The 12,718-nt window shown below is 53.2% G+C and carries 7 protein-coding genes; all 7 read left to right on the forward strand.

From position 1 onward, the window contains the following. Positions 1-4: 4 nt before the first annotated feature. The 7 genes from F0P93_RS25390 (at position 5) to F0P93_RS25420 (ending at position 12,510) form a co-directional block, all read left to right on the forward strand. Entirely contained in the window at positions 5-1,699 is a 1,695-nt protein-coding gene (locus tag F0P93_RS25390) for a SusD/RagB family nutrient-binding outer membrane lipoprotein (protein WP_150880526.1), read from the forward strand. A gap of 150 nt (positions 1,700-1,849) precedes the next feature. Further along, the gene (locus F0P93_RS25395; RefSeq protein WP_150880527.1) at positions 1,850-5,266 is read left to right on the forward strand and encodes a SusC/RagA family TonB-linked outer membrane protein; all 3,417 of its coding nucleotides are present in this window, start codon (positions 1,850-1,852) and stop codon (positions 5,264-5,266) included. Positions 5,267-5,289: 23 nt separating this feature from the next. Next, positions 5,290-6,930: a SusD/RagB family nutrient-binding outer membrane lipoprotein gene (locus F0P93_RS25400; protein ID WP_150880528.1), complete on the forward strand. Its 1,641-nt coding sequence runs from the start codon at positions 5,290-5,292 to the stop codon at positions 6,928-6,930. 116 nt (positions 6,931-7,046) lie between these two features. Continuing rightward, on the forward strand, positions 7,047-8,309 hold the full coding sequence (locus F0P93_RS25405; protein WP_150880529.1) for a hypothetical protein: 1,263 nt from the start codon (positions 7,047-7,049) through the stop codon (positions 8,307-8,309). A 128-nt stretch (positions 8,310-8,437) separates the two neighbouring features. Then, on the forward strand, positions 8,438-9,814 hold the full coding sequence (locus F0P93_RS25410) for a PhoPQ-activated pathogenicity-related family protein (RefSeq protein ID WP_150880530.1): 1,377 nt from the start codon (positions 8,438-8,440) through the stop codon (positions 9,812-9,814). A gap of 108 nt (positions 9,815-9,922) precedes the next feature. Further along, positions 9,923-11,704 (forward strand): purple acid phosphatase family protein, encoded by a 1,782-nt coding sequence (locus F0P93_RS25415; RefSeq protein ID WP_150880531.1) that lies wholly within the window; start codon positions 9,923-9,925, stop codon positions 11,702-11,704. Then, complete coding sequence (locus tag F0P93_RS25420; protein WP_150880532.1) at positions 11,701-12,510, forward strand: glycerophosphodiester phosphodiesterase; 810 nt, start codon at positions 11,701-11,703, stop codon at positions 12,508-12,510. Before F0P93_RS25415 ends, F0P93_RS25420 begins: the two co-directional genes overlap by 4 nt. Positions 12,511-12,718: the final 208 nt, after the last annotated feature.

The raw sequence follows: 12,718 nt of genomic DNA on the forward strand, positions 1-12,718 counted from the left end.
TACCATGAAACGATTTCACCTTTTTTCCAAAGCGGCTTTCATTCTGGCGATGTTCCTGTTCTCCTCCTGCGAAGAGCAACTGACCGAACTGAATGAAAACCCCAATGTGGTTGACCCCGCTACGGCCAACCCAAACATGTTGATGCCAACGGTCACTACCGGCCTGGCAACCAGTTATCTGGGACTTGGCTACGGCGATATTGCCGGGGTTGTGCAGCACACCCAGAAAGACGGCTGGTTTGGCGGACATAACCATTACGACTGGACGCCCAACGACTGGAGCAATTATTATAACCTGCTGCGTAACAACGAGTTTCTGTATCAGCGGGCGTCAGAACTGGGCTTTAAATTCCATCAGGGTGTGGCTCTGACCATGAAGGCCTACATTTTCGGGCTGATCACCGACCTCTGGGGCGATGCGCCTTACACCAATGCCTTGAAGGGCAACTTGTCTAACGACTACATCCTGCCGACGTATGACAGCCAGGAGGTAATTTACAAGGGTATTATCGAGGATCTGAAGGCCGCTTCTGCCCTGTTTGCCACCGGCGAAACAACGGGCTATCTGACCAACTACGATGTGTTCTACAAGGGCAATGCGGCCAACTGGCACAAGTTTGCCAACTCGCTGCTGCTGCGGTATTACATGCGGATTTCGGCCAAATTGCCAGACATTGCCAAAGCCGGGATCGAGAGCGTTTACAGCTCCGGTATTTATATCAAAAGCCCCAGCGAAGATGCCGTCATGGACTACATTGGTGCCACTGCCGCCAACTCCTGGCCCGGTGCCGTTGCGTTTGAAGCCGACCCCTCGGAATACCGTCGTCGGAAACCCGCTAAACCGCTGGTCGACAAACTGCTGCAACTCAACGATCCGCGTCTGAAAATATGGATTGCGCCGGTTTACGTGCAGTGGGTGGCTGATCCGACCCTTGCTACCCCGGTCGATCCGTTTATCCGCCGAAACGGGGTGATTCAGACGGGTACGGTTTCGCTGACTGATGCCGCCTTCCTGCCCCTGGTGAAAGCCGGTACGAAGTTTACCCGGAACTTCAACCCCAACACCTTCTCCGTAGCGATCGATACGCGTGAATACGTGGGTGTTCCGCCCGGTTTGATTGACCCAAGCTCGTACAACTACAATCCTACGACGGGACAAGTTGTTCAAAATCAGCACGTTTCGCAACTTGCCGAACTCTATCGCGGAAGCAGTGGCGGTTTGCTGAAAGCCCGGCTGATGTCGGCTTCCGAAACCTCGTTCATCCTGGCCGAAGCGGCCATGAAAGGCTGGGCGGTTGGAAGTGCCGAAACCCACTACAACGCCGGGGTGAAAAATTCGCTCGAAACCTGGGGTGTGGGAACGCAATACAACACCTACATTGCCACTGCCGGGGTGAAATTCGATAATACCCTGGCCCAACTTATGGATCAAAAATGGATTTCCAGTTGGACGGCGGCTCCCGAAGCCTGGTTCGATTACCGCCGAACCGGCCTGCCCGCCTTTAAACCCGGACCGGCTGCGGCTGAAAATGTATTGCCGGTGCGTTTCATTTACGGCGATAACGAAACCAACTACAACAACGCCAATGTGACGAGTGCACTGAGCAAACTGGAAGAAAATTCCCATACCAAAATACGGGGTAAAAACAGCCAGTGGGCCAAACCCTGGGTAATTCAGGGAACGGGCAAGCCCTGGTAAATAAAATACAGTGATCAAGTGAAAAGGGTGGATGGGTTTCCACCCTTTTTCACGTAAATTATTTATATTTCAGCATTTTATTTTCATACCGCTTACCGACCCTTTCGTGTTTCCTCTTTCTCCTTTTCTGTAAACTTTTATGCAAAAACTATGAACCGAACCTCTATTTTCTCGAAAACGCTCAGGTGTTTGTTTGTCACCACATGGTTGCTGGGAATGGTTCTCGCGCCGGCCTGGTCGCAACAATCCCGGCGGGTAAGCGGCACCATCAAGCTGGGCACCGACAATTCCCCCATTCCCGGCGTCAATGTGCTCATCAAAGGCTCCACGCTCGGAACCACCAGTGACAACAATGGCCGGTATTCGCTGGAGGTCAGCGGTACCAATCCGGTTTTGATTTATTCCTTCATCGGTTACAAAACCGAAGAAGTGCCCGTTGGCAACCGCAGCACCATCGACGTGACGATGACCGAAAATGCGGAAATGTTGCAGGAAGCCGTGGTGACGGCCCTCGGGATCAAACGCGAGGAACGCTCGCTGGGCTACTCGGTTGGCAAAATTGACGGCAAAGACCTCACCCGCGTCGTTCAGGAAAACGTGCTCAACAGCATGGCCGGCAAAGTGGCTGGCGTCAACATCAGCGCCACCGGCGGAACCGGCTCGTCGGTCAGCATGGTGATCCGGGGTGCCAAATCGCTCAGCAGCGACAACCAGCCGCTGTTTGTGGTCGACGGCGTGCCGATTGCCAACACACTCAACAACGTCAGCCAGGTTGGAAACGACAACCGGGTCGATTACGGCAACGCCATTTCGGGTCTGAACCCCGACGACATCGAGAACATTTCGATCCTGAAAGGGCCCAGCGCAGCCGCACTCTACGGTACGCGCGCGGGAAACGGCGTGGTGTTGATCACGACCAAAAACGGCTCCAAAGTCAAAAAGCTGACGGTAACGATTACCTCGAATACGGTGTTCGACAAACCGTATAAATTTCTGAAATGGCAAACTAGTTTTGGCTCGGGGCAGTTTTCGGCCATTCCGGTTTCCATCAGCAAAAACCCGCTGACCAATCCGTTCGGCAAGCTGATTCAGGAAGAAATTGGTGCCACCTACGGTGCAGCCCTGGACAAAGGCTACGAAGAAGTGCAGTGGAACAGCCCGCTGGATGCCAACGGAAAACCGATTCCGATGCCGCTGGTATCGCACAAAAACAACGTCAGGAACTTCGTTCAGACCGGTATCACCACCACCAACGGGATTTCCATCGCCAACAGCACCGACCAGATTACGTACCGGATTTCGTATTCAAACATGCAAAACCGGGGGATTATTCCCAACTCGGATTTGTTTAAAAACACGCTGAATTTCAGTTCGTCGCTCAAACTCAGCGAGAAACTGCGGATGAGCACCAACCTCGACATCAGCCGCAACAATTCCAACAACCGCCCCGCCGGAAACCGGGGTTCCAATCCGTTGCAGGCAGCTTACAACACCTCGCCCCACATCGACCTGCTCGAGCTGAAGAACTACTGGATGCCGGGTCAGGAAGGCTTGCAGCAACGTACGCAGTATAACGGAATTTACAACAACCCGTATTTTCTGGCGTATGAAATCAACAACGGTTTCACCCGCGACCGCGTTTTCGGTAACCTGCGCGCCGACTGGCAAATCACGAAGGACATCAGCTTCATGGGCCGGTATTCGCTCGACACCTACCAGGAACAGCGGGAAACCAAGATCGCCAACAGCTACACCAACGATCCGCGCGGAGCTTACGGTTTGATCAACATTGGCTCGTTCGAAAGCAACGCCGACTTTCTGGCCACCTACAAAAAAGACATCGGCAACATTGGCCTATCGGTTTCGGCGGGTGGGAACTACCGCCACCAGAAAGGCTCAAACCTCACCAACGCCACCCGCAATGGCACCGGTTTGATCGTTCCGGGCGTTTTCACCATTCAGAACATTGCCCCGGCCAACCTCGACTACAGCAGCACGAAATTCGAACGCGGCATCTACAGTCTATACGGATTGGCCAACCTGAGCTTCAAAGACATGGTGTATCTGGATTTGACGGCCCGCAACGACTGGTCGAGTACGCTGCCAGCCGCCAACCGCTCCTACTTCTACCCCTCGGCGTCGCTGAGTGTGCTGCTCAATGAAATCCTGCCGGTTTCCAACACCATCAGTTTGCTGAAACTGCGGGGCGGGGTTGCGCAGGTGGGGAACGACGCCAATCCGTATATGCTGCTCAGTACACTGGGCAACGCCGGAAGCTGGGACGGGATTCCGCGCCTGAACGTGCCGGGCACCCTGCTCATTTCGGACTTAAAACCGGAAATTGCCACCTCCTCGGAAGTTGGTCTTGATGTGAATCTGTTCCGGAACCGACTGCGCGCCGGTGCCACCTATTACGTGTCGGAAAACCGCAACCAGATTCTGAGCACCAAACTGCCACCGTCATCGGGTTATACCCTGAAAAACATCAACGCCGGTTTGCTCGTCAGCAAAGGAATAGAGCTAACGCTGGGCGGAACCCCTCTGGAAAAGAACGGCTGGCGACTGGACCTCAACGCCAACCTGACCCGCAACCGGACCACCATCAAAAAACTGTCGGACGACCTCCCCTACTTCACGCTCTGGACCGACGCCAAAGGGGGTGCCTGGACGTATGTGGGGGATGAAATCGGCGATTTATACGATGCCAAAGTTGTGACGGTGGAAGACAAGAATTCACCCTACTACGGCTATCCCATTCTGGATCAGACCGGCAAGTGGCAGTCCATTGACGCCATCAATACCAAGAACAAGATCGGAAATTTCAACCCCCGGTTTATACTGGGTATGCAAACCTCGCTCAGCTACCGCGGTTTCAGCCTGAACATGACGTTCGACTGGCGGAACGGCGGGGATTTTGTCTCGCAAACGTACCGCTACGGCGAAGAAGACGGCCGCTCGCAGTTGTTTCTGGATAAACTCATCAACCCCAACGGTTTGACCGGCGACGCGCTCCGCAACTACCTGGTGGCCAACCAGGACAAAATGATTCTGATCAATGGCAATAACTTCCCGCTGGTGGGTGGCCCTACCCCCGACTACAACGGTTATCCGTTCAAGTACGGCCCTTACACCCTCCCCCACGGCGGGGTGTTCATTCCGGGCGTGGTGGCAACTGGCTACGACGAAAATGGCAAACCAACCGGCTATAAGGAAAACCTGGGCGGCCCCGGCACCCTGATGCTGCCGTTTGCCGGTTCAACCTCCTGGGCGTTCTCGCGGGCAGTAACGTTCGATGCATCGTTCCTGAAACTCCGCGAAGTGTCGTTCGGCTATGACCTGCCGCAGAGCTTTGTCAAACGCATCGGGCTGCAAAATGCGAACGTTTCGGTCTACAGCCGGAACATCATTCTGTGGACAGCCGCCAAAATCGGCATCGACCCCGAAATGGCCTTCCAGCTCGAATCCGGCGTCCAAAGCTCCGGGATTCAGTTCAAGCAAGGCATCGAACGGTATAACGTCACGCCCTGGGTTATTCCGGTGGGCTTCCGGCTTGGTTTAACATTTTAAGCAACCCGATCTTCTCAAAAATCATGAAAATCGTCACTCATAAAGTTATCGGTCTCGTTGTTCTGTTTTCCCTGACAGTATTTTCCTGCAAGGACCTCACAGACCTGAATGTCAATCCCAATGGGGTTGAGCCCACAACGGCGCACCCGAATCTGGTGCTCTCGACCGTCCTGACTGAAGCAGGAAAAGCCTTCGTAAACCTGGGCTATCAGGACATTGCCGGGGTGATGCAACACACCCAGAAAGACGGCTGGAGCGGTGGTCACAACGATTACGACTGGGGTGGTAGCCAGAGCTGGAGCAGCTATTACGACGTTCTGCGGAATAATCAGTATGTCTACGACCGCTCGGTAGCCCTCAATTTCGAACTCCACCAGGGCATTGCACTCGTCATGAAATCCATGCTGTTCGGACTCATCACCGACCTGTGGGGCGATGCGCCCTACAGCCAGGCGCTGAAAGGAGAAGTGGGGGGTGCGGCCAATACGTTCCCGGTTTTCGACACGCAGGAAGCCATTTACACCGGCATTCTGGCCGATCTGGAAAAAGCCAACACGCTGTTATCCAAAGCCAAAAGTGCGTATACGAGCACCGCCGACGCAGCCGATGTGTATTACAAAGGCGACCCGACCAAATGGCGGAAACTCGCCAATTCCCTGGCGTTGCGGTATTACATGCGGATTTCTTCGAAAAAACCGGATGTAGCCAAAGCCGGTATTGAAAAAATCGTCGCCAACGCCACGCAATATCCAATCATTACGGCTTCGGCCGACGACGCAGCCATGGCCTTTGCGGGCAACAGCAACGACGATTCGTGGCCGGCCAACGCAACGTACGATGCCAGCGAAAGCAATTACCGTCGGTTGAAAATGAGCGATACCTTCGTCAAAGCCCTGCTGGCGGTTAACGACCCCCGGCTGGCGATCTGGGCCAATAAAGTACAGATTCCACTGGTGGTGGACGCCACACTTCCGGCGAAAACCGACAAAATTATCGATGGAAAACGGTATCTCTCCCCCGACATGGTGGTGGGAAAAGAAGTCAATACCAATCCCTTGTATGTTGGTCTGCCAACCTCCATTGTCGGCGGCTCGGCTTATAACCTGAGCCCGACGGCCGAACAGGCGGCTAAAAACCCGCACGTTTCGTGGCTGAACGACATCTACAAAGCCGCCAAAGGGCCTTTGCTGAAAGCCCGGCTGATGTCGGCATCGGAGGTGAACTTCATCCTGGCTGAAGCCGCCCAGAAGGGCTGGGCCGCCGGTGATGCCAAAGCCCGCTACGAAGCCGGGGTGAAAACGTCGCTGGAAACCTGGGGACTAGCCAGTGCCTACCCGACCTACGTCGCCCAGAAGGACGTGGCCTACAACGGAACCCAGAAGCAGATTATCGAGCAGAAGTGGATTGCCAGTTGGACAGCCGCCACCGAAGCCTGGTTCGACTACCGCCGGACCGGTTTTCCCGAACTCAAAACCGGCCCCAACGCCAAACGCAAGGTGCTACCCGTCCGGTTTTATTACATGCTCGATGAGCGGAATCTGAACAAAGCCAATTCCGATGCTGCCCTCGGTCGCCTGGAATTGACGCCCAACTCAGAAGCCGACGGCAAGAACAGCCCCTGGTCGAAACCGTGGGTCTTGCAAGGCACCGGAAAACCGTGGTAGTTTTTTGAGAGTCAAGAGGGTAGACAAGAGAATAGAGACGGCGGGCTGATCGGGATTTGAAAATTTCGATCCCGCCTGTCCGGGATTTGTAATCCGATTTTGGGAAGAAATTATCGATGAAAAAGACGTTTTATTTCCTGTTCGCATTTCTAATTTCAACGGTTTCCGCTAACGCGCAGCAATTTCGGGCGGGGGCGGCTTTGCGGGTGATTACGCCAAATCCGCTGTTGCCCATTTCCGGCGGGATTGGTACGCCTAAAAAAGCGACGGAGAAAAAGGGCGACCTGTTCGTTCGGGCGTTTGTGCTCGAAAAAGGCTCCACCCGGATTGCCATCGTCAGCGTCGATAACCTCGGCTGGCCTTCGGTTCTGGGCAATAAATCCCGGGCGCTGATCAAAAGTGTTCCGCCCGGTAACGTACTGATCGGGGCCACACACACCCACAGCGGCCCGGATGCCTACGGTTTTCCGGATCAGTCGGGCAAGGCGTTGGCGGATTTGCCGTATCTGGAGAAATGCGTAGCCCAGATTGCCGAAGCCGTTGAAGAAGCCGTTAAGAACCTGCAACCGGCGAATTTGAAAGTAGCCGTGGGTGAAGCGAAAGGGAAAATTGCGTTTAATTATTACGCGGCCGACTTGTACGATCCGCGCTGCGGGGTCATTCAGGCCATCGCTTCCGCAGGAGCCAACAAAGGGAAACCGATTGTAACGCTGGTCAATTACGCCATCCACCCCGAGGTGATCGGGTCGGGACGCGGCATTTTGAGTCCGGATCTGTGCGGCCCATTGTACGACAAAATCGAGTCGAAAACCGGGGGTATGGCGATTTTCATGAACGGTGCGCAGGGCGGTATGGTCACGGCGGACGTCCGGCGCGAGGGCGGAACTGAAGCCAATACCTGGGAAGAATGCATCCGGATTGGTGAACTGCTGGGCGACGAAGCCCTGCGGATCGTCGGAACGGCCCCCACGCTCGAAAATCCATCGGTCTATTGTGCGACCCGCCTGGTCGAATTTCCGATTGAGTCGGAGATGATGAAATACATCATCAAAAACTCACCGCTCGGGTATCAACTTACCGGTTCGGACAAAGTGACCACCCAACTGAATTTGCTGAACATTGGTCCGGCGCAAATCCTGACGGTTCCGGGGGAAGCCCTACCGAATATTGGGTATTACGTCAAACGGCACATGAACACCAAATTTCCGTTCCTATTTGGCTTAACGAATGACGCCTTCGGCTACATGCTCACCAAAGTTGACTTTAATAGTTTTAAACGGTACGACTACATCAGCCGGACCAGCCTGGGCGAAATGACCGGCGAAATTTACATGGAACAGGCGTTAAAAACCGTGACGGAATGCCCGAAACCGGAGTAATAAGATTGCCCCTAAATCCTCTAAAGGGGACTTGGACACAGCAGCAACCAGGCGATAAAAGTCCCCATTAAGGGATTTAGGGGCATCTGCAACTGAAATTCCCGAATAACTAAAAACCACTTATACGAATGAAACGATTCACAACACCATTTCTTCTGCTGTTAACACTGGCTTTTTCATCTTTTGATTCTCCCCAAAAAGCCCCCATTACCCCTGCTACAGCCCTTCAAAGTTATTTAAACAATGGCGATAAAACCTATCAATGGGAACTGAAAGATTCGTACGAAATGGGCGATGTAAAAGCCTATAACCTGTTGCTTACCTCGCAGAAATGGCGCGAACATACCTGGCGGCATCAGATGACTATTCTGGTTCCAAAAGAAAACAAGTACGACGGTTCGCTGCTGTTTATTACCGGCGGTTCCAACAAAAATGAACAGCCCAACTGGAATGCCAAAGGTCAGGAAGATAAAGTAATCAAAGGTCTGGTGGACATTGCCTCCAAAAACAAAGCGATAGTTACGCTGCTGAAACAAGCCCCCAATCAGCCGCTTTATGACAACCTGACGGAAGATGCGCTGATTTCATACACGCTCCATCAGTTTAAAAAAGACGGCGATTATTCCTGGCCCCTGCTGTTTCCAATGGTGAAAAGTGCGGTGCGGGCCATGGACGCGGTGCAGGAATTCGCAAAGCAAACGCTGAAGCACGACATCTCCCGGTTTGTGGTTTCGGGCGCGTCCAAACGCGGCTGGACCACCTGGTTAACGGGTGCCAACGACAAACGGGTGGTGGCCATTGCTCCGATGGTGATCGACATTCTGAACATGCCGGTTAGTCTGGATTACCAGGTCAAAGTGTGGAAAGACTATAGCGTTCAGATCGAGGATTATGTCAAACTCGGGATTCCGCAAACCGCCAAAACCGAGAGCGGAAATGCGATCAATACGATGGTTGACCCCTACTCGTACCGCAAAAATCTAACGATGCCGAAGATGATTTTTATGGGAACGAATGATGAATACTGGGTGGTGGATAACATCAAGAATTATTTCGACGATATTCCGGGCGAAAACATGATTCATTACGTGCCGAATGCCGGTCACAGCCTGGGCGATGGAAGGTCGGCCTTCGAAGGACTGGGTGCTTTTTTCGGGATCACGATGGCGAAAAAACCGTATCCCGTTTGCAAGTGGAATGCCACGAGTACCAAAAAAGGCGTCGATGTGTCGATCAAAACTACAGCGGATGCGCTGGTCGATGTGATTGTCTGGTCGGCCAATTCGCCGGACACTGATTTCCGGAATGAAACCTGGACGAGCAAAAGCCTGGGTGTTAAAAACAAAGCCAAAGTCGACGTTTCGGAAGCCTATCCGGCATCGGGGTATCACGCCTTTTACGTAGACCTGAAATATGCCAACCCCAACGGCGGCACTTACACCGAAAGTACGCGCATGTTTGTGTCGGACAATGACGAAGTATTTTTGAAACCCAGTTCGTTTTGACAACTTAACCATTTAGCCGTTGTCAGGGCCTTTGGCCGCTGACAGAGCGCCGTAACCCTGTCAGCGGTCGAAGACCCTGACAGCGGTTTCATATTCTTATACTGACCAATGAAGTCAACATTCGCCTTCTTATTCTTCGTTCTTTCACTCAGCTTTTCAACCTGCCGAACCACCTCCAACCCAGCCACGGCCTCGGTCAAAGACGTCATGGATGGGGCCGTCACCCGGCTGTATCAAACCCTCAAACCCGAACAACTCGACACGATCAGCCAGGCCTATGTACTTCAGTTTCTAACCGAGGAAGAAAAAACCGCCCTGGCGAAGCAGTATTTGACCTTCGACGTTGATGTGCCGGTAACGGTTTCGCTGATGCGCCATCAGGAGCAGAAGGTACTGCCGTTCTGGCTGGTAGACAGCGGTTTTCAGAAAACCGCTCAGGTCGTTAAAAACGAAGAATACACCTATGAAGTCTGGCAAAAAGCGTTTCCGGCCGGCAAAATAGAACTGGGAATCAACGGATTCGACAAACACCGGCCGGTTTATTTCATCAGCGTGGGGCCACAGAAAGCGGGCGAAAAAGTTACTATTTCCAACGTATTTCCAACCCACCAAACGCTCGACACCATTCGGGTGGGAGCCTTTACCTACCACGACTGGAGTGATCTGACACTAACCGAAGTGCCCGAACCCTTGCGCGGACAAACGCTTTTCCAGACCATTCGCGGACGCGCCCGGGAAGCCCATCTGGTGGGGGCATTTCGGAAAACGATCGCTCCTTCTTCAGACCAACCGGATCAGGTGCTGCTGACCATGAGCGGGGATCCCACGAGCACGATGGATGTGCAATGGCGGACGTCATCCACAGTTGCGGACGGGCAGGTAAAATACTGGCAAACCGGCACAACGGATACGGTGACCGCTCCGGCGACGGCGTTTCGGATCGAAGACCGCCTGTTGCAGAATGATCGGTATGCCAACCGGTTTACCGCAAACCTCACGGGCCTCAAGCCGGGCGGTTCGTATGGCTATTGCGTGGGTTCGACGTCCGGCAAATGGTCAAAACCGGCCACGTTCAAGACCCAGAGCGCCACCGCCGAAGGCTTCTCGTTCATCTGGTTTGGCGATACGCACAAGTCGCCGGATTGGGGGGCGATGGCCCGAAAGACGTTGGCAAAACACCCCGAAATTGCGTTCTATTCCATCGCCGGGGATCTCGTCAGCACTGGTTTACACCGCGATGAATGGGATGAATTGTGGCAATATTCCGGTGGTATTTTCGAGCAAAAACCGCTGATGCCGATTCCGGGCAACCACGACAGCCAGGACGGGTTGGGAGCGGGAATGTATCAGGAAATGTTCAGTTTACCGAAAAATGGCCCCAAATCGCCGGACGTTCCGGCGGAGCAAACCTATGCGTTTACGTACCAGAATGCCCTCTTTCTGATGATCGACGCGACCTCGCCGATCGAGGCCCAAACCGCCTGGATCAAAGACCAACTGGCGAATTCGAAAGCGACCTGGAAATTTGCCTTTTTCCATTTCCCGCCCTACAATTTCGAAGAAGATTACGCCGGCATCCGCAAAGAATGGTGCAGCCTGTTCGATCAATACCACGTCGACATGGTGATGAGCGGCCATGTGCATTATTACCTGCGAACCCAACCGATGTTGGCCGAAAAACCGGTTTCGTCCCCCGCCCAGGGGACGATTTACACGATCTCCATCGGCATTCCGAGCGATCATGAAGTTTGGCCGGACGAGAAATACGCCGTGATCCGGCACAAAAACGGCCCGCTGTACCAGCATTTGAAAATGGATGGCAAAACGTTGGTCTACCAGAGTTTCGACCAGGATGGAAAGGTGAAGGATGAATTGAAAATCGTGAAATGATGCGCCTACTTCCATTTCTACTTCTAGCCTTCGGTGCCATTTTCCAGAATACCGCCAACGCCCAACCCTTTATTTCGGCCCACCGGGGGTCGTCGCTCGTGGCACCGGAAAACACGATGGCGACGTTCCGGGCGGTTTTGACCATGCCCGTCAAGTACATCGAAATCGACGTTCGGACCACCAGAGACGGCCAGTTGGTCATCCTCCATGATGGCAAACTTGACCGAACAACCTCCGGTTCGGGACCGGTTGAGAACCTGACGCTGGCGGAAGTAAAGCAGCTTTCGGCCGGAAAAGGATTTGACGAGAATTTCAAGGACGAACGAATTCCAACCCTGAAAGAAGTCTGCCGGTTGATCCGCGACTGGAACGCCGGCCACGTTGCGAAGGTAAATCTGTATGTCGACTGCAAGGCGGTTGCACCGGAACCCTTAGTGGCCGAATTAGCCGAGTTTGGCGTATTGACCGATGCGGTTTTCTACGGTTCCGACGACTATTTGGTGGCCTTAAAACGAGTTGCTCCGACGGCAAAGCTGATGCCGTCGTTAAAGAACGCCGACGAGTTGTCCGCCAAAGTTGAAAAATTTCATCCGTATGCATTTGACGTGCGCTGGTCGTCACTCACCCCTGCTCTGGTTCGGCAAATTCATGACCAGGGCATTCAGGTTTTTTCGGACGCTCTCGGTTTTTTTGAGCATGCCGACCATTATAAAAAAGCAGCACAAATGGGCCTCGATGTCATTCAGACGGATTATGTACTGAAAGTCCGTCAGGCACTCGACACCTTAAAACCCAAAAACGAATAGCCGGAATACCGGATGTCCTGCTTATCACAGCATTACAATATGAAAAATTGCTTGATCATACATTTAATTGGCGCATCGTTTTTATCATTCTCCATTAGTTGTACTTTTACAGGGAATATACACTCCAAGTTTATCTATTTTCATGTAAAACAACTTACGTATGATACACACCTTCTATCAAAAAACGTTTTTATCCCGCCTTCTTCCC

The organism is Larkinella humicola (assembly GCF_008727875.1).
In the GTDB taxonomy this organism is placed as follows: domain Bacteria; phylum Bacteroidota; class Bacteroidia; order Cytophagales; family Spirosomataceae; genus Larkinella; species Larkinella humicola.